An 18,194-nucleotide genomic window follows, 5' to 3' on the forward strand; every position below is an offset into this window, starting at 1 on the left:
TCCCGGTCGTTTTGGCAGGGCCTTGGGGCCCGCTCAGTCTGTCGTCGGTATAGAGCAAGGCGCGCCCTAAATGCCAGAGCCGACATAGATTTCGGCGCGATGTGGCTTTGATCCCGCAGCCCGGGAAGGGCCGGGTCAGAACGAGGCCCCCGCCCTGTGGCGTTATCGGGATTTTAAGCAGCTTTCCCTTAATGGAGCGGGGGAGACATCCCCACGCGCAGAGGAATGATGGCCACAAGCGTCGTAAACATGATCTTTCTCGGCAACTTCGCCGATGTGGATACCGACGAGACGGATGCCGATGCGGAATCGGCCAACACCCTGCTGGGCACCTATGACGCGTTTTCCGATCTCCAGCTCGTCGAGGTCACCAACGAGGATGTCGACAATGACGGCGCGATCCGGGACGACGAATTCGGCACCGGCGATTTCGTAACCTACACGCGGGACGGCACGAATTACGTCGCCAAATCCGACACCACCATGGATATGTGGGTGCGGATCACCGATGAGCAGGGCAACGTGTCGGATATCGAGGTCGCAGGCATCCAGATGGATAACGGCGATTTCTTCATCACCGATCTTTTCAACGCGGGCACGCTCGACAATCTGACGATCAGATCGGTCGAGGTCTATTCGATCCCGGACACGAATTTCGCGGGCTATACGAGCACTTACAACGTCTCGAACACGTCGGTCTGCTATTGCTCGGGCACGATGATCCGCACGGCTGAGGGCGATGTCGCGGTTGAGCAGCTGCGCCCCGACATGCGGCTTCTGACCTTCGATCAGGGCTTGGCACCCCTGCTCTGGATCGGCTCACAGCGGTATCAGCGTCCTGGGCCGTCAGCGCCGGTGACGATTGGGCCCGGCAGCCTTGGCCCCGGCCGGCCCGATCGCGCGCTTCATGTCTCGCCGCAGCACAGGCTTCTTGCCAGCGGGCCCGTCGTGCGGCGGATGTTCGGAACCGATCACGTGCTGCTTCCCGCCAAACGCCTGTTGCCGCTGCCCGGAATTGCGCGCGCAGATCCTTCGAAACCCGTGCGCTACTGGCACCTTCTCTGCGACGGGCACGAGGTCATTTTCGCGAACGGGATGCCGGCGGAGACGCTTTTTCTGGGTCCGATGGCCTGGCAATCGCTGTCAGGGAAAAAGCGCGCGGAGATCGCGAAAGCGTTGGTCATTTCGGGCGACGCCGCGCATCCACCGCCCCAGGCCAAGGCGCGATTCGAACCGGGCGGCGCGCGCCAGCGGCGGCTGATCGAACGATTGCTCAAAAACCGAAAACCGTTATCGGATCTACCGGCGCTGCCGCAAACCACTGCGGATCAGGCGACCCCGCCCTTGCCGGGACGAACGCAGCTGCGCTGTGACGCCACGCCGACTGCGCCCGCAAACCGGCCGCTGACGGCGCATGAAGGGGCCGCGCGTGTGGGCCCTAGCCCTGCACCTTCGTGAACGTGCCGCGCCCCGCGAGGATGCCGTTGAAGCCCCCCGGTTCATCGAGCGAGAAGACAATGATCGGCAGGTTGTTGTCCCGCGCCAGCGCAATCGCCGACGCGTCCATCACCTTGAGGTTCTTGGCGAGGCAATCGTCATAGCTGACAACGTCGTAGCGCACGGCGTCGTCATGCTTCATCGGGTCCTTGTCATAGACCCCATCGACCTTCGTGCCCTTGAAGATCGCCTCGCAGGCCATTTCGTTGGCGCGAAGCGTCGCCGCCGTATCGGTGGTGAAATAGGGATTGCCGGTGCCCGCGGCGAAGATGCAGACGCGCTTCTTTTCAAGGTGGCGCACGGCGCGGCGGCGGATATAGGGCTCGGCGACCTCGTCCATTCGGATGGCGCTGATCACGCGGGTATAGACGCCGAGGCCCTCGAGCGCCGATTGCATCGCGAGCGCGTTCATCACCGTGGCCAGCATGCCCATGTAATCGGCCGTGGTCCGCTCCATGCCCTGCGCGGATCCCGCAAGGCCCCGGAAGATGTTGCCGCCGCCGATCACCATGCAGATCTCGACACCCAGATCGTGCACGGATTTGACCTCGCGGGCGATCCGCTCGACCGTGGGAGGATGCAGCCCGTAGCCCTGATCTCCCATCAGCGCCTCCCCGGATATCTTCAGCAAAACGCGATTGAAGGTTGTCTCGGGAATGTCGGTCTCGGCCATGTTGCGCTCCATCCGGCTGGCGGTCTAGGATCGTGGGCATAGATGTCCGAAAACCCGCGCGATGACAATGCTGGGTGCGGATGAAACGCCGAAGGCGCCCGATGCTCGATCCCGACACGCTCGATCCCGACCGCCCGGTGCTGATTGCCGGGCCGACCGCGTCCGGCAAATCGGGCCTCGCCCTCACGATCGCGGAGCGGCAAGGCGGCGTGATCGTCAATGCAGACGCCCTTCAGGTCTTCGAGGATTGGCGCGTGCTGACCGCCCGCCCTGCCCGTGCGGACGAAGCCCGCGCGCCGCATGTCCTTTACGGTCACATTCCCGGCGACACGGCCTATTCGGTGGGTCAATGGCTGCGCGATCTGGAACCGTATCTGGCCGGTCAGCGCCCCATCATCGTGGGCGGCACCGGACTGTACTTCACCGCATTGACCAAGGGGTTGGCCGAGATCCCCCCGACGCCGGAGCCTCTGCGCGTCGAGGCGATGGCCCGGATCGCCGACGAAGGGTTCGAGACGCTCCTGCCCGAGATCGATGCCGAGACCCGTGCGCGCATCGACACCCGCAACCCGATGCGGGTCCAACGGGCCTGGGAGGTGCAGCGCGCCACGGGTCGGGGCCTGGCTGCCTGGCAGGACGACACGCCTCCCCCGCGCCTGCCCCTTGCCGACAGCCAAGCCTTCGTGATCGGCGCGGAGAAGGACTGGCTCACGCCCCGGATCGCGCGTCGGTTCCGGCAAATGGTCGCCGAAGGGGCCCTCGAGGAGGCACAAAGACAGGCAGAGACGTTCACAACCGCGCGCCCGTCGGCAAAAGCCATTGGCGCGGCGGAGCTTGTGGCCCATGCTAGGGGCGAGATGTCCCTCAGCGATGCCATAGACCGCGCGGTGATCCAGACCCGCCAATACGCCAAGCGGCAACGCAGCTGGTTCCGTGCCAACATGCGTGACTGGCGCTGGCTCGATCCCGCCCGCGCGGAGGTCTGAGAGATGCGCGGCCCCTCCTTCCTTCGCAAACCCGCCCGCATCCACGAGGCGACCGAGGCGGCGCGCCCGATCCTGTGCCAGAACGCGGCGCAGTTCACGCAAGGGGCGGCCTGGCGGTTGCGCGATCTGCATGACCGCGAGGACGATCTGGTGATCTGGATCACGCGCGGACAGGGGCTCGTGAATATCGCGGGCGTGCGGCGCGGTTTCGGCGCGCATAACGCTCTGATCCTGCCTGCGGGCACGCTCATGGCGCTGGAATTGGGACCGCAGGCGCTGGCGCAGGTCGTGCAGGCCCCGGCCGGGATGATCGCGCTCGACAAGCGAGAGGCGCTGCATCTGCGCTGCCGGGATGCCCTGTCCCAGGCGGAATTGACGGGCGAGATCGAGGCGATGCAGCGCGAGATGTCGCGCGACGGGCTGTACCTGCGCGACGCGCTCGAGGCGCATCTGGCCCTCATCTCGGTCTGGCTGCGGAGACAGGTGGCCGCCGGTGCCGCCGACCGTCCCAAGGAAGGCGCGAGCCAGCGGTTGGCCCATCGTTTTGCGGCCCTCGTCGTGCGCGACCACCGCAGCGACCGGGTCATGGCCGATTATGCCAGCGCGCTCGACGTGACGCCGACGCATCTCACGCGGGTCTGCAAGGCCGTGTCGGGCATGACGGCGGCGGAAATGATCACCGAACGCAAGCTCTATGCCGCGCGGCAGATGCTGTCCCGGAAGGAACCCAGCATCGCGCAGGTTGCCACCGATCTGGGGTTTCACTCGGCGGCCTATTTCACCCGGTTCGTGCAAAGCCATACCGGCCAGACCCCGTCGAGCCTGCGGCGCGCGGCGCAATTGGCAAAGGGCGCGGCATGACGCGGGTCACCGATCCCGGAAAGACCGGGCATCCCGCCCTGCCCGGCCTTGGCGCGGAATACCGTGCGGGCCTCTTGTCCCGGCGGGAATTCCTGACGCGGGCGACGGCCCTCGGGGCAAGCGCCGCCCTTCTGGGCACGCTCGGCCTGCCCCGCCCGGCCAATGCGCAACCGGCCCGCGCCATGGGTGGCACCCTGCGCATCCAGCAGGATGTGCGGCCCCTGAAGGATCCGCGCACCTTCGACTGGCCCGAGATTGCCAATATCAGCCGCGGCTGGCTCGAATACCTCGTGGAACAGCGCCCCGATGGCAGTCTGCGCGGCATGCTTCTGGACCGCTGGGAGGTGAACGACGACGCCACTGCCTACACGCTTTTTGTCCGCGAGGGCGTGCGCTGGTCGGATGGCACCGACTTCACCGCAGACGACGTGGCGCGCATGTTCGCCTACTGGTGCGATACCTCCGTCGAAGGCAACGTCATGGCCGCAGGGCTCGCCAGCCTCGGCGACCCCGAAACCGGTCAATTGCGCGACGGCGCCGTGACCATCCGCGATCCGCTGACGGTCGAGGTGACCCTGCCGAAACCGGATGTGACGCTGATCGTGGCCCTGTCGGACTATCCCGCCGCGGTGATCCCGCCCGGTTTCGACCCCGCGACCATGACGGATAACCCAGTGGGTACAGGGCCTTACAGGCCGGAGTTCATTCTTGAGGGCGATCTGGCCGTCCTGGTGCGCCGCGACGATCACGACTGGTGGGGCGACGAGGTTGACGGGATCGGCCCCGCGACCCTCGACCGGATAGAGTTCATCGATCTCGGCACCGATCCGGCCTCCTGGGTCGCCGCCATCGAGGATGGACGCGTCGACATGCTCTATGAAAATGTCGGGCGCTTCATCGATGCCGCTGACGCGCTCGGTTGGGAGAAGTCGGACGTCGTCACCGCCGCGACGGTCGTCCTGCGTGCCAACCAGAACGCCGATGTCGGCGGCGAAAAGCTCTATGCGGACCGTCAGGTCCGGCGCGGCCTCAGCCTCGCCATCGACAACGCGATCTGCCTTGAGCTGGGCTATGGCGACCGGGGAGAGGTGGCCGCCAATCATCACGTGGCCCCAATCCAGCCCGATTACGCCGATATCGGTCCGGCTGTTTACGATCCGGTTCAGGGCCGCGCGGCGCTGGTGCAGGCGGGCCGTATCGATGTGGAACATGCGGTCGTGACGCTTGATGACGGGGTGGCGCGCCGCACGGGCGAGGCCGTTGTGGCACTCCTCCTCGATGCCGGGATCAAGGCGCGGCAGGTGGTGCTGCCCGGCTCGCGGTTCTGGTCGAGCTGGAAGGACTTCCCGCTGTCGATCACCGAATGGAACCATCGCCCGCTCGGGGTGCAGACGATGGCGCTGGCCTATCGCACCGGCGCGGTCTGGAACGAAAGCGCCTATGCCAACCCCGAGTTCGACGCGACGCTCGACGAGGCGCTGGCGATTGCGGATGCCGGAACCCGCGCACAGGTCATGGCGCGGCTCGAGACCATGCTGCGGGAGGATTGGGTGGTCGTGCAGCCCTATTGGCGCGCGCTTTTCCGGCATTACCGGCCCGGACTTATCGGCGCGGAGATGCACCCGTCCTTCGAGATCCATCTCTATCGTTTAGGCTGGGCCGAGGGCAGCGCCCCCACGGGCAACTGATCAGCTGCCCCAAATGATCTTCACGTAATTCTTGGTTTCCTTGTAGGGCGGCACGCCGCCGTACTTCTCAACCGCGCCGGGCCCTGCATTATAGGCTGCAAGCGCCAGCCGCCAGGATTTGAAGCGCTTGTATTGCGCCGCGAGATAGCGCGCTCCTCCTTCGAGGTTCTGGCTCGGATCAGCGGGATCAACACCCAACAGGCGGGCGGTGCCCGGCATCAACTGTGCGAGGCCCATCGCGCCCTTGTGCGACACCGCACCGGGGTTCCAACCCGATTCCTGCTGCACGAGGCGCAGGAACAGATCCTCGGGGATGCCATGCCGCCGCGCCGCGGATTTCGCCACGTTCAGGTAGACCCCCTTGTAGCGCCCCGCATAGCGCGGCACCGCGTCGTCCCATTTCGTCGGCGTGTTCACCCGCGCGGGCTGCAGCCGCACGGAGGCGCGGTACTGCTCAGAGGCGCGCCGGTCGAGTACGCCGGTCTGGTTGCTGAAAAGCTTGGCCCGGCCTTGCGAGGACAGGACGTCCGCCTGTGCGGCCCCGGTTCCGAGGGCCAATGTGCCGACAATGGCAGCGGTAAACACTAAACGCATGATTGCTCCGTTCCCTACGGACCGGCATGGCCGGAAATCCCTGCCGACTATACGGAAAACGGCGCGCTTGGCGAGTCCTTGCGTGCCCGCGCTCATGGGGTGTTAACCACTTTGCCATAGCCAAGAGGCGAGATCGAAGGTTTCGGGCGCCGCGGCACTGGTATACCGTCTCCTGCAACAAGGGCGAAGGCCCGGAATCAGGGAACAAGGAAAGGACCGACATGGCCGGATCCGTGAACAAGGTCATCATCGTGGGCAATCTCGGGCGCGATCCCGAAACGCGCACGTTCCAGAACGGCGGCAAGGTGTGCAACCTGCGCATCGCGACCTCCGAGAACTGGAAAGACAGGAACACCGGCGAGCGGCGCGAGAAGACGGAATGGCATTCTGTCGCCATCTTCTCCGAACCGCTGGCACGCATCGCGGAGCAATATCTCAAGAAGGGCTCCAAGGTGTATATCGAGGGCCAGCTCGAGACGCGCAAATGGCAGGATCAATCCGGCCAGGACCGCTATTCGACCGAGGTCGTGCTGCGCCCCTATCGCGGGGAGCTGACGCTGCTCGACAGCCGGTCCGATAGCGGCGGTGGCGGCGGCTATGGCGGCGGCGGCGGCGGAGGCGGCGGCTATTCCGACGATTACGGCGGCGGCTATGGCGGTGGCGATCAGGGCGGCAGCTACGGCGGTGGCCAGGGCTCCGGCGGCGGCGGTGGCGGCTCCCGTGCACCGGCGCGGGACATCGACGACGAGATCCCGTTCTGATCGGCCTCTGCGGATGATCGAAACAAATGGCCGCGCCCGGGAGATGCCCGGCGCGGCCTTTTTCTTTGCTCCGGTAGACGTGCCGTGTCCGGCTTCGCCGTATCAGCCCTGCCCGAACGGCACCATTCTTAACGAAACAGGCCCGAACGCCCCTTGGGTGTGACAACACCGCCCTGCCCCGGAACTGGTATCCGCGCGCCCCGTTCCCATCTATGAATGGAGAAACCGGAGACAGGCAGGCAATATGACATGGTCCTTCCCCATAGGCCGGGTGCTCGGCTCGGAAGTGCGGATCCACGGCACGTTTTTCTTCCTCCTGGCGTGGATCGCCATCACGGCCTTCAACACGGGCGGCCTCACCGGCGCGGTGCTGAACCTCGTCTTCATCCTGGCGCTCTTCGCCTGCGTTGTGGCGCATGAGTTCGGCCACGCGCTTATGGCGAAACGCTTCGGCATCCGGACGCCCGACATCACGCTGCTGCCCATTGGCGGCCTGGCGCGGCTTGAGCGGATGCCGGACCGACCCGGACAGGAAATCGCGGTGGCGCTGGCGGGTCCGCTGGTGAATGTGGTCATCGCGGGCTTGCTGTTCATCGCGGGCGTACGACCGGGATTTGCCGTTCTGGGCGATGCCTCGGGCGCGGGCGCCATTCTGGGCGGATTGCTATCCGTGAACGTGCTTCTGGTGCTGTTCAACATGATCCCGGCCTTCCCGATGGATGGGGGCCGCGTCTTGCGCGGGGCGCTGTCGATCTTCCTGCCCCGGCTGCGGGCCACGAAGGTTGCCGTGCGCGTGGGTCAGGCCTTCGCCGTTCTCTTTGCGGCCTACGGCTTCTGGACCGGCAGTTTCATGTTGCCGCTGATCGCCGTCTTCATCTTCTTTGCGGGCAATGCCGAGCTGGGCGAGATGTCGGCCCGCGCCAAGGTCGCGGATCTGAGCGTGGGCGACGCGATGATCTCGGACTTCACGCATCTGTCGCCCGAGGCGCCGCTCGCCGCCGCGGCCGAATTGTCGGAAAGCGGCGATCAGGACATTTTCCCGGTGATTGGCAGCGACGGCCGCCTGCAAGGCTTCGTCACCCGCGACGCGCTGCACGAGAAGCGCCCGCAGGGCGAGCATCCGCTGCGCGTGCGCGACCTGATCGAGACGGAGCCACCGAGCCTGCCCCAAAGCCGCGGGGCGGATGCGCTGTTCGACGTGCTGTCAGAGGCCCCCGCCATCGGCGTGACCGGCCCGTCGGGGCGGTTTGTCGGCTATGTCACACAGGCGCAAGCCGTGGCGCTTCTCAGGCGGCGGCGCGGGCGCTGAGCGCATCCTGAAGAAGCGTGCGCACCGTCGCGTCCGGCACGTCGGAGGTCACGAAAGCATCGCCGATGCCGCGCGCAAGGATGAAGCGCAACTTGCCCGCCACGACCTTCTTGTCCTGCGCCATCAACGCCAGAAGCGCGTCGGCATCCGGCAGATCGCCCGGAATGTCTGCCAAATCCGCCTTCATTCCCATCTGGCGCAGATGGGCGCGGACGCGGCCCGGCTCTTCCTGCGCGCAGAGACCGAGGCGCGCGGACAACTCGAAGGCCAGCGCGCAGCCGATGGCCACGCCCTCGCCGTGCAGCAGCCGGTCCGAATAGCCCGTTGCCGCCTCCAGCGCATGACAGAAGGTGTGCCCGAGGTTCAAAAGCGCGCGGTCGCCCTGTTCGGTCTCGTCGCGCACCACGATCTCGGCCTTCATCTCGACGGAGCGTTTGACTGCGCGCATTCGGGCGGCCGCATCTCCTGATGCAATGGATGAGCCTTGCCCCTCAAGCCATTGAAAAAATGCGTAATCCCCCAAAAGGCCGTATTTGACTACCTCGCCGTACCCGGCCAGGAAATCGCGCGGGGTCAGCGTGCCCAGAACCGCGATATCGGCCAGCACCAGAGCGGGCTGATGGAAGGCGCCCACGAGGTTCTTGCCATGGGGCGAATTGATTCCGGTCTTGCCGCCCACGGAGCTGTCCACCTGCGCCAGAAGCGAGGTCGGCACCTGCACGAAGCGCACGCCCCGCCGCAGGATCGCCGCGGCAAAGCCCACCAGATCGCCGATCACGCCGCCACCCAGGGCGATGACCACGTCGCGCCGCTCCACCTTCTGGGCGAGAAGCCATTCGGTCGTCTCCTGCAGACGCGCCCAGCTTTTCGTGGCCTCGCCCGCGGGCAGAACAAGCGCCTCTGACGCGATGCCTTCGGCCTCGAGCGCGGTCTGGAGCGCGCTGAGATGCAACGCGCCCACGCGGTCGTCGGTCACGATGGTGCAGCGCTTGCGGTCCAGAAGCGGCGCGATCTCGGCGCCCGCGCGGTCCAAAAGACCGGGGCCGATACGCACGTCATAGGCACGCGCGCCAAGGGGGACATGGACTGTGTCGATCATGGGTTTGCTTCCAATACGTCGTCGCGGCTGCGCAGGGTTTCCAACACCGCGCGGGCGGTATCCTCGATGGAGAATTGCGGCTCCGAGCGGACCGAAAGATCCGCCAGCCGGTAGATCGGCACCCGCGCCTCGTAAAGCTCGGTCAGGGTCTGGCGCGGATCGCTGGTGCGCAGCAAGGGCCGGGTGTTCTTGTGCCGCACGCGCTGCCACAGAAGATCGAGCCCAGCATCGATCCAGACCGACACACCCTTGTCGGAGATCATCGCGCGGTTTCGCTCCTGGAGAAACGCGCCCCCGCCCGTGGACAGGATCGCAGGACGGCCGGCAAGCAGCCGGGCGATGACCTCGCTCTCGCGGCGACGAAAGAACCGCTCCCCGTCGCGGGCAAAGATCTCGGCGATGGACATGGAGGCGGCGGTCTCGATCTCCGCATCGGAATCGAGAAAGGGCACGTGCAGCATCTGCGCCAGCGCCCGCCCCACAGCGGTCTTGCCCGCGCCCATCATGCCGACGAGCACCACGGATTTGCGCAATTTCAAAACTGTGCGAAGATCTGTCTCGGCCATCTGCCGCCCAATCACGAAGTTTTCGGCGTGAATGACGTGAACTCGCTCAGATTGCCAGTTATAAGTGCAAAAAAATGCCGAGGCAGAAGGCGAAGGTAACGATGGGGCGACTTCTCAAATGGCTGTTTTACCTGGTAATTCTCGCTGCAATTGCCTTGGTGGGCTATGCCTATCTGGGTGAGTTTTTCGGCGCGGACTTCTCCCCGCCACAGGCGGAGATTCGCCAGCCGGTCGACCTGGATGTCGATTAGAGCAGCGGCCTTTGCCTCGGTGATTGCAGGCCCTGCCCTGTCGCAGGAGCCACTTTCCGTCATCGATTGGCTGGATGGACGGAACGCGCCGCCCGTGGCCGCCCCGGTCACACCGCCCGTCGCGGCCCCCATTACCCCGCCCACCGCGCGGCCGAATGGCCTGACGGGCGAACCGCCGGTGGCGGACAGCGTGCAGGTGCCGGATGTCGAAGCGCGACCGCTCGACGCGCCCTCCATCGAGGCCGTGGGGCTATTGCCGACAAATCGCACAGGCCTGCCTGCAAGCCTGTGGTCATCAAGCGACGGCGCGCGGCTCGCGCGGCTTGTGCACAGGACCGAGGCGGACGTGCCCGCCATCGCGGCCCTTCTCAACACGCTCCTCTTGGCCGAGGCGCATCCGCCGCGGTATACGGGGCCAGAGGCGCGGTTTCTGGCCGCCCGGATCGCCCGCCTGATCGAAGGCGGTGCCATCGACCCCGCCTTGGCGCTTCTGGAGCGCGCGGGCCCTGCCCGGCCCGATCTCTTTCCGCTCTGGCTCGAAGCGGCACTCCTGCAGGGGAACCCCGCAGCCCCGTGCGAGGCGCTGACCGAAGATGCGTCCCTCAGCGAAGACCTCGCAACGACGATCTTCTGCGCCGCGCGGCAGGGTGACTGGCCCCGTGCGATGCTCACCTTCGAAAGCGCCCGCAGCCTCGATCTTCTGTCGGCGCGGGATACCGATCTGCTTTGGCGGTTCCTGGAGCCCGAGTTCAGCGAGGAATTGCCGTCTCTGCCGCCGCCCGTGCGTCCGAGCGTGCTGCAATTCCGCCTGTTCGAGGCGATCGGAGAGCCGCTGCCCACCACGCGCCTGCCGCGCGCCTTCGCGGCGACGGATCTGGGCGGCGACCAGGGCTGGAAGGCGCAGCTGACCGCGGCGGAGCGGCTCGCGCGGGCCGGCACGCTGTCGGAGAACCGCCTTCTTGGGATCTATTCGCTGCGCCAGCCCGCCGCGTCGGGGGGCATCTGGGACCGGGTCGAGGCGCTGCAACGCTTCGACATCGCCATGACCGCGCGCAATCCCACCTCTGTCGCGACGGCGCTGCTGCGCGTCTGGCCCCAGATGGAGGAGGCAGGCCTCCTCGTGCCGTTTGCCACGCTCTACGCCGAACGCCTTCTGGCGCTTCCCCTGTCGGGAGCGGCGCGCCGGTTGTCCGTGCGCGCAGGCTTCCTGTCGCCGGTCTATGAGAGTGCGGCTGCCATCACCGAATCCAACGATCCGGAAACCGCCTTCCTGTCCGCGATCGCGCGCGGCACCGCCCCTGCGGCGCAATCGGACCTGCCCCATGCCAGCGCCATCGCCGCGGCCTTCAGCGAAGGCGCCACCCCGCCCGCGATACTTCAGCGGATGTTGCAGGATGGCCAGCTTGGCGAGGCGATCCTGCGGGCGATCGCCCTCTTCTCGCAAGGGGCGGCCGGCAACGATCCGCAATTGACCGACGCGCTGGCGACCTTCCGGGCGGTCGGGCTCGAGGACACGGCGCGGCGTGCAGCACTGCAACTGGCGCTTCTGAGCGAGACGCGCGGAACGCGGCCATGAACGATCAGCGGCTGATCTCCTCTTTCCTGGAGGCGCAGGCCGCGGAGCGGGGTGCTGCGGAAAACACGCTGCTGGCCTATGCGCGCGATCTGGGCGCCGTGGCCGAGTGGCTGGCGGCTCAGGGGCGCGATTTCGCCTCGGCCCAACGGCAGGATATCGAAGGGTACCTCGTGCATTGCGACGCGCAGGGCTTCGCCAAATCGACCCGCGCCCGCAGGCTCTCGGCGATCAAGCAGATCTATCGCTTCGCATTCGAGGAGGGGCTTCGCACCGACAATCCCGCCGTCCAGATCGCAGGGCCCGGCCGCGACAAGCGCCTGCCGAAGACGTTGTCCGTCGCCGAGGTGGACCGCCTTCTCGATGCGGCCGAAAGCCATGGCCGCACGCCCACGGACCGGGTGCGCAACACCTGCCTGATGCAATTGCTCTATGCGACGGGCATGCGCGTCTCGGAACTGGTCACCCTGCCCCTCGCGGCGGCGAAGGGCGATCCGCGCATGCTGCTGATCCGGGGCAAGGGCGGCAAGGAGCGGATGGTGCCGCTTTCCGCGCCTGCCCGCACGGCGCTTGCCGAATGGCTGGCCTTACGAGACGCGGAGGAGGATCAGGCCCGCAGCGACGGCAAACGCGGATCGGCCTATCTCTTCGCCTCCCGGTCGAAAGCCGGGCATCTCACGCGGCACGGATTTTACGCGTTGATCAAGGATCTGGCCGTGGCGGCGGGCGTGTCGCCTGCAAAGGTCACGCCCCACACGCTGCGCCATGCCTTTGCCACGCATCTTCTGGAAAACGGGGCCGATCTGCGCGCGATCCAGACCTTCCTCGGTCACGCGGACGTCGCGACGACCGAAATCTACACCCACGTTCTGGAAGAACGGCTGCGCGATCTGGTGCTTGAGCATCACCCGTTGGCGCGGGACTGACGCCCTGCCCCTTGTCGCGGGCGCGTCTCGGCCACATAACATTCAACAGTTTCATCTAGCAGGAAAGCAATATCTTGGACGCGGCCTTTTTCATCACCACCGGCGCAATCATGGGGCTTCTGGTCCTGTCCGGTTTCTTTTCGGGATCCGAGACGGCGCTGACCGCGGCATCGCGCGGCAAGCTCCGGTCGGCCATGGACAAGGGCGACAAGGGGGCGGAACGCGCGCTGAAGATCACCGAGGACAACGAACGGCTGATCGGCTCGGTCCTGCTCGGCAACAACCTGGTCAACATCCTGGCCACCTCGCTCGCCACGGCGCTGTTCACCAATCTCTTCGGGGAATCGGGCGTGGCGATGGCGACGCTGATCATGACGCTGCTGGTCCTGATCTTCGCCGAGGTGCTGCCCAAGACCTACGCGATCACCAATCCCGAAAGTGCCGCTGCCCGCGTCTCGCCGGTCATCGCGGTCGTCGTTCTGGTTTTTGCCCCCATGGTCAGCGCGGTGCGCATGCTGGTGCGCGGCATCCTGGGCCTTTTCGGCGTGAAGACGGATCCCGACAGCCAGGTTCTGGCCGTGCGCGAGGAAATCGCGGGCGCGATCAACCTCGGCCATTCCGAAGGCGTCGTCGAAAAGGAGGACCGTGACCGCATCCTCGGCGCGCTCGATCTGTCGGACCGCACGGTCGAGGAGATCATGCTTCACCGCTCCGCGATCGAGATGATCGATGCCGACAGCGACCCCTCGGCCATCCTTCAGCAATGCCTCGACAGCCCGCATACGCGCCTGCCAATCTTCCGCGACGATCCAGAGAACATCATCGGCGTCATCCACGCCAAGGACCTGCTTCGCGCAATGTACAAGCTGATGGAGGGCGCCGAGGCGTCGATGGCGGCCTTGCAGGATTTCGAGATCACGCAGGTCGCGATGAAGCCCTACTTCATCCCGGACACCACGTCGCTCGATGACCAGATGCGCCAATTCCTGCGTCGTCGCACGCATTTCGCACTCGTCGTCGATGAATACGGCGCGCTACAGGGGCTGATCACGCTTGAGGACATCCTCGAGGAAATCGTGGGCGAGATCACCGACGAATTCGATCCCGATGCCGATCACACGATCAAGATGGCCGAAGACGGGCATTACTGGATCGACGGCCTGATGACGATCCGCGACTTCAACCGCGCGACGGACTTCCAGCTGCCCGATGACGAGGCCAACACGGTGGCCGGCCTTGTCATTCACGAGGCGCAGATGATCCCCACCGTCGGGCAGGCCTTCGCGTTCCACGGCTTCCGGTTCGAAGTCGTGGCCCGCGAGAACAACCGGATCACTCGGCTGAAAGTACGCCCGCTCGAAACGGTGCCTCTTCCGGCTCAGGATGGGTGACGAGTTCCAGCCGGTAGCCGCCCTTGTCTGCGCCCATCTCGATCTTGGCGCTGATCTGGTCGGCAGCACTTTCCATCAGGCGCATCCCGATCGAGGCAATCTCGTTCTCTTCGCTGGGTAGCGTCGTGGCCTGATCGCCGATGCCGTTGTCTTCGCAGACAAGGCGGATCGTGCCTTCTTCGCCGGGCTCCAGCAGGATCGAGATGAAGCCGGGCCGCCCATCGGGGAAAGCGTGCTTGGAGGCGTTCGCCGCAAACTCGCTGACGATCATGGCGATCTGCGAGGCTTTGCGGCTTTCGGTCTTGATCGGGCGCAGGCTCGTGTTGATCGAGACATTCGCGGCCATTTGCGGGCGGAGAAGGTCGATCACGCGGGCCAGGTACTGATCGAGCCGGATCACGCTGAGCTCGTTGGTGTTGTAGAGCTCGGCATGCAGCTGTGCGATCGCATTGACCCGGCGCCCGATGGCCGACAGGGCCTCCTTTGTCTCGGGCGTCTGGCTGCGGGTCGCGTAGATGCGGATGAAGCTGGACACCGTCTGCAGCGAGTTCTTGACCCGGTGGTCGATCTCGTTGCGCAGAATTTCCTCGTTCTTCAGGCTCTTGCCCAATTCCAGGAGCTGCATCACCTGGCTTGCGAGCAAGCGCAGGGCCTCACGCTGACGATCGGTCAGCTTGCGCGGCTCGACATCAAGCACGCAGAGGGACCCCAGCGCGAAACCGCGCTGCGACACCAGCGGTGCGCCTGCATAGAACCGCACGGGCTTGGTGTCTTCGATGAACAATTCGATATGCTTCGTGCGGTCATCCGCGGCGATATCATGAATCTCAAGCACGTCCTGCTGCAGGATCGTGTGCCCGCAGATCGCCGTCTCGAGCGGCGTCTCGTCGTAATCGAAACCGCAACTGGCCTTGAACCATTGCCGGTTCTCGTCCACGAACGAAATCAGGACGACGGGCACATCGCAGATCGCTTTCACAAGCTGGACGATGTCCTGAAACGCCTCGTTCGGTTCTGTGTCTAGAATGTCGTAGTCGCGCAGCTCTTCGAGCCGTTCAATTTGGTCGCTGGGCGTCGGTGCGCGCATCCGCTAAACCTTCCTCCGGTCCGACTTTTGGACCGATGTACCGTGCCGCCGCAGAAGTATGATCTGCGGCATTCTCACCCGGGACCCCCAAGCCTGGAATATCCCAACCTGCAAAAGGCGAACCGAGATCGCTGGCCCGTCAACTAACGTGGACAAATGCACCTGTCAATTTTTGGAGTCATTGATATGCACATTTGTAATATAGTTGGCGAAACCCGGCTATACGCACCCGACTTACCGTTTGAAAAGCTCAAATAGACGATATGACGCAGTTGGCCAGCATTATTCCCGCAGCGGGTCTTGGAACGCGTATGCGGGGCGGTGACAAGCTGACCGAGCAGGTGGACGGCGTAGCGTTGCTGCGCCGGATCGCCCTTGCCGCAAGCAGTGTGAGCGCGCGGGTCATTGTCGCCCTGCCCGACCCGGCCGGTGCGCGGGGGGCTGCGCTCGACGGGCTCGATGTCCTGCGGATTCCTGTGCCGGACGCGGCGGAGGGCATGGCCCGGTCCCTGGTCCGGGCGGCCCGCGCCGTGCCGGAAAATGCGCGGGGCATCCTGATCCTGCCCGCCGACATGCCCGAGATCACGGCCGCGGATCTGCGCCATCTCGCGCAGCACTTCGCGGAAGGCGACGGCCAGCGGATCCTGCGCGCAACGACGGAGAATGGCGCGCCCGGTCATCCGGTGATCTTTCCGTCCCACTTTCGCGCAGCGCTCACGCAATTGACCGGCGATGCAGGCGCGCGGGATATTCTGGCGGCTGAGGCGGAGGCCGGTTGCGTGGACCACGTGGCCCTGCCCGCCAATCGCGCGCGCGTCGATCTCGATACGCCGGAGGATTGGGCCCGTTGGCGCGCAGCCCAAGGTGCGGGGCGCATGGACGGGTGAGCCCGCATCGCAGCGCCTCAACCTGAGCCGGGTGCGGTCAGCGGTGCCGCCCGCAAAACAAAACCGGGCGGAGCCCAAGCCCCGCCCGACATTCATTGACCGTGATCGGGCAGCAAGGCCCGGCGGCGCTTACCAGGAATTGTAGCCCAGATACTTGCCCGACATCTCGATCTTCACGCGGTCGCCCTTGGGGTGCTCCACGCGGGTGATCTGCATGTCGAAATCAATGGCGGACATGATGCCATCGCCGAATTTCTCGTGGATCAGCGCCTTGATGGTGGGGCCGTAGACGCCCACGATCTCGTAGAGGCGATAGATGCAGGGGTCGGTCGGAACTGTTTGTTCCCAGACCTTTGTGGGGCTTTCTTCAAGCACGGACGCCGCTTCCTGCGGCAGACCCATGACCGACACCAGCGCCTTGGCCTTCTCGGCGGGCATGGCGTTCATGCCCATGCAGGCCGAGTGGGTCCAGACGGGCGACATGTCGATCTTCGCGGCGATCTCCTCCCAAGTGAGGCCCGCCTGCTTCTTGGCCGACAGGATCATCGCGGTGACGTCTTCCTTGTCCATGGTCTCGGGCATCTCAAAACTATCCTTCATGGTTTTCTCCTCTCCAGTCGCGTTCGTTTGGTGGATTACAGGCCGAGCTCGGTGAGCCCGGGGTGGTCGTCAGGCCGCTTGCCTTGCGGCCAGCGGAATTTGCGGTCCTCTTCCGAGATCGGCACATCGTTGATCGAGGCGTGGCGCTCGGCCATGAAGCCCTTCTCGTCGAAGGCCCAGTTCTCGTTGCCATGGGCGCGGAACCACTGGCCCTCCGCGTCGTGCCACTCGTAGACGAAGCGCACGGCGATGCGGTCCTCGCCATGGGCCCAGATCTCCTTGATCAGGCGATAGCCGTTTTCCTTCTCCCACTTGCGGGTCAGGAAGGCCCGCACCTCGTCGCGTCCCTGCAGGAACTCCGAGCGGTTCCGCCAGCGCGTGTCCGGCGTGTAGGCCAGCGCCACACGCTCAGGATCGCGGGTATTCCACGCATCTTCGGCCATGCGGACCTTCTTCACCGCATCCTCGAAGCTGAAGGGCGGCAGCGGCGGGCGCGGAGGTTCGGCGTCAGTCACTGTGGCGAACCTTCGCTTACTCGTTCACGGCCCTGAGCCGCCGTGGCTCGCTTTCCGCGCCGTCCTCGGCCGCGCCGGTCTTGTCGATACGCACGGTCTCGGGCGACAGGTCGGCCTTGTCGGACTTCTGGCCCGACAGCTCTTTCGAGCGCTTGCCGAGGAACTGCACCAGATGGTTGCGGATCGCGTAATAGTTCGGATGCTCCACGATCTCGGTGCGGTTGCGCGGACGGGGAATGGTGATCTCCACCGCCTCCGCGACCTGGGCGTAGGGTCCGTTCGACATGAGCAGGATGCGGTCGGCGAGCAGGATCGCCTCGTCGATGTCGTGGGTGATCATAAAGACCGTCTGCTCGGTCCCGCCCCAGATCTTCAGAAGCTCGTCCTGGATCGTGCCGCGGGTCAGCGCGTCGAGCGCGCCGAAGGGTTCATCCAGCAGCAGAAGCTTGGGATGGTTGGCGAAGGCCCGCGCGATCGACACGCGCTGCCGCATGCCGCCCGAAAGCTGGCTGGGCTTTCGGTGCACCACATCGCCCTCAAGCCCGACCATGGCCAGGTATTGCTTGGCATGCTCGATCACCTTGGTCTTGGACCAGTCGGGATAGCGCGCCGCGACCCCGAAGGTGACGTTCTTCAGCGCCGAGAGCCAGGGCAGAAGCGAGTAGTTCTGGAACACCACGCCCCGGTCGAGGCTCGGCCCCGAGACCTCGAACCCGTCCATCTTCACGACGCCCGATGTGGGCTCCGCCAGACCGGCGAGGATGTTCATGATGGTCGACTTGCCGCAGCCGGAATGGCCGAGGATACACACGAACTCGCCCTTCTCGATGCCGAAGGTGGCATTTTCGAAGACGGTCAGGGTGCCCCCCTGACCGTCGGGGAATTGTTGCGTCAGCCGTTCGATGGAAAGAAACGGTTTCGACATTGGAT

The 18,194-nt window shown here is 65.4% G+C and carries 19 protein-coding genes; 11 read left to right on the forward strand and 8 right to left on the reverse strand.

What is annotated here, in order from left to right; genetic code table 11:
* Nucleotides 1–228: 228 nt before the first annotated feature.
* On the forward strand, nt 229–1,458 hold the full coding sequence (locus tag FIV09_RS10690; RefSeq protein WP_216646954.1) for a Hint domain-containing protein: 1,230 nt from the start codon (nt 229–231) through the stop codon (nt 1,456–1,458).
* Here the strand turns inward: FIV09_RS10690 and pyrH are convergent.
* Complete coding sequence (gene pyrH, locus FIV09_RS10695; protein ID WP_216646423.1) at nt 1,439–2,170, reverse strand: UMP kinase; 732 nt, start codon at nt 2,168–2,170, stop codon at nt 1,439–1,441. The genes FIV09_RS10690 and pyrH overlap by 20 nt on opposite strands.
* A gap of 80 nt (nt 2,171–2,250) precedes the next feature.
* Here pyrH and miaA point away from each other — a divergent pair, with 80 nt between their 5' ends.
* Genes miaA through FIV09_RS10710 form a run of 3 tightly spaced genes read left to right on the forward strand, consistent with a single transcriptional unit; the run spans nt 2,251 to nt 5,705 of the window.
* Nucleotides 2,251–3,156, forward strand: coding sequence for a tRNA (adenosine(37)-N6)-dimethylallyltransferase MiaA (miaA, locus tag FIV09_RS10700; protein WP_172975687.1), 906 nt, complete (start codon nt 2,251–2,253; stop codon nt 3,154–3,156).
* A gap of 3 nt (nt 3,157–3,159) precedes the next feature.
* Nucleotides 3,160–4,017, forward strand: a complete 858-nt coding sequence (locus tag FIV09_RS10705; protein WP_152449934.1) for a helix-turn-helix transcriptional regulator — start codon at nt 3,160–3,162, stop codon at nt 4,015–4,017.
* Complete coding sequence (locus tag FIV09_RS10710) at nt 4,014–5,705, forward strand: ABC transporter substrate-binding protein (RefSeq protein ID WP_152449935.1); 1,692 nt, start codon at nt 4,014–4,016, stop codon at nt 5,703–5,705. The genes FIV09_RS10705 and FIV09_RS10710 overlap by 4 nt, the downstream gene beginning before the upstream one ends.
* On the opposite strand, the gene FIV09_RS10715 is transcribed toward FIV09_RS10710, so the two are convergent.
* Nucleotides 5,706–6,299: a lytic transglycosylase domain-containing protein gene (locus FIV09_RS10715; protein ID WP_152449936.1), complete on the reverse strand. Its 594-nt coding sequence runs from the start codon at nt 6,297–6,299 to the stop codon at nt 5,706–5,708.
* Nucleotides 6,300–6,520: 221 nt separating this feature from the next.
* Here FIV09_RS10715 and ssb point away from each other — a divergent pair, with 221 nt between their 5' ends.
* Nucleotides 6,521–7,060 carry a single-stranded DNA-binding protein gene (gene ssb, locus FIV09_RS10720; protein ID WP_152449937.1) on the forward strand — a complete coding sequence of 180 codons (540 nt, stop codon included), beginning with the start codon at nt 6,521–6,523 and terminating at the stop codon, nt 7,058–7,060.
* Nucleotides 7,061–7,304: 244 nt separating this feature from the next.
* Nucleotides 7,305–8,369, forward strand: coding sequence for a site-2 protease family protein (locus FIV09_RS10725; protein WP_152449938.1), 1,065 nt, complete (start codon nt 7,305–7,307; stop codon nt 8,367–8,369).
* Here FIV09_RS10725 and aroB read toward each other — a convergent pair.
* Both aroB and FIV09_RS10735 read right to left on the reverse strand, forming a co-directional pair.
* A complete protein-coding gene (aroB, locus tag FIV09_RS10730) occupies nt 8,347–9,468 on the reverse strand; it encodes a 3-dehydroquinate synthase (protein WP_152449939.1) in 1,122 nt (373 codons plus the stop codon). The genes FIV09_RS10725 and aroB overlap by 23 nt on opposite strands.
* Nucleotides 9,465–10,034, reverse strand: coding sequence for a shikimate kinase (locus FIV09_RS10735; protein WP_152449940.1), 570 nt, complete (start codon nt 10,032–10,034; stop codon nt 9,465–9,467). The genes aroB and FIV09_RS10735 overlap by 4 nt, the downstream gene beginning before the upstream one ends.
* Nucleotides 10,035–10,135: 101 nt before the next feature.
* Between FIV09_RS10735 and FIV09_RS20400 the strand changes: the two genes are divergently transcribed.
* From FIV09_RS20400 to FIV09_RS10750, 4 genes are all read left to right on the forward strand, one after another.
* Nucleotides 10,136–10,285, forward strand: coding sequence for a hypothetical protein (locus tag FIV09_RS20400; RefSeq protein ID WP_172975688.1), 150 nt, complete (start codon nt 10,136–10,138; stop codon nt 10,283–10,285).
* Nucleotides 10,275–11,861, forward strand: coding sequence for a hypothetical protein (locus tag FIV09_RS10740; protein ID WP_254702429.1), 1,587 nt, complete (start codon nt 10,275–10,277; stop codon nt 11,859–11,861). Before FIV09_RS20400 ends, FIV09_RS10740 begins: the two co-directional genes overlap by 11 nt.
* Nucleotides 11,858–12,784 carry a site-specific tyrosine recombinase XerD gene (locus FIV09_RS10745; RefSeq protein WP_152449941.1) on the forward strand — a complete coding sequence of 309 codons (927 nt, stop codon included), beginning with the start codon at nt 11,858–11,860 and terminating at the stop codon, nt 12,782–12,784. Before FIV09_RS10740 ends, FIV09_RS10745 begins: the two co-directional genes overlap by 4 nt.
* 110 nt (nt 12,785–12,894) lie before the next feature.
* A complete protein-coding gene (locus FIV09_RS10750) occupies nt 12,895–14,175 on the forward strand; it encodes an HlyC/CorC family transporter (protein ID WP_152452529.1) in 1,281 nt (426 codons plus the stop codon).
* Here the strand turns inward: FIV09_RS10750 and FIV09_RS10755 are convergent.
* Complete coding sequence (locus tag FIV09_RS10755; RefSeq protein ID WP_152449942.1) at nt 14,117–15,262, reverse strand: sensor histidine kinase; 1,146 nt, start codon at nt 15,260–15,262, stop codon at nt 14,117–14,119. The two genes, FIV09_RS10750 and FIV09_RS10755, sit on opposite strands and share 59 nt — an antisense overlap.
* A gap of 263 nt (nt 15,263–15,525) precedes the next feature.
* On the opposite strand from FIV09_RS10755, the gene FIV09_RS10760 reads away from it, so the two are divergent.
* Nucleotides 15,526–16,149 (forward strand): NTP transferase domain-containing protein, encoded by a 624-nt coding sequence (locus tag FIV09_RS10760; protein ID WP_152449943.1) that lies wholly within the window; start codon nt 15,526–15,528, stop codon nt 16,147–16,149.
* Nucleotides 16,150–16,278: 129 nt separating this feature from the next.
* Here the strand turns inward: FIV09_RS10760 and cynS are convergent, their stop codons facing one another.
* The 3 genes from cynS to FIV09_RS10775 form a co-directional block, all read right to left on the reverse strand.
* On the reverse strand, nt 16,279–16,749 hold the full coding sequence (cynS, locus tag FIV09_RS10765) for a cyanase (protein ID WP_254702208.1): 471 nt from the start codon (nt 16,747–16,749) through the stop codon (nt 16,279–16,281).
* Nucleotides 16,750–16,784: 35 nt separating this feature from the next.
* Nucleotides 16,785–17,192, reverse strand: a complete 408-nt coding sequence (locus tag FIV09_RS10770; protein ID WP_216646470.1) for a nuclear transport factor 2 family protein — start codon at nt 17,190–17,192, stop codon at nt 16,785–16,787.
* 88 nt (nt 17,193–17,280) lie between these two features.
* Nucleotides 17,281–18,189: an ABC transporter ATP-binding protein gene (locus FIV09_RS10775; RefSeq protein WP_152449945.1), complete on the reverse strand. Its 909-nt coding sequence runs from the start codon at nt 18,187–18,189 to the stop codon at nt 17,281–17,283.
* Nucleotides 18,190–18,194 lie beyond the last annotated feature (5 nt).

It is taken from the genome of Roseivivax sp. THAF197b, from assembly GCF_009363255.1.
GTDB lineage: Bacteria > Pseudomonadota > Alphaproteobacteria > Rhodobacterales > Rhodobacteraceae > Roseivivax.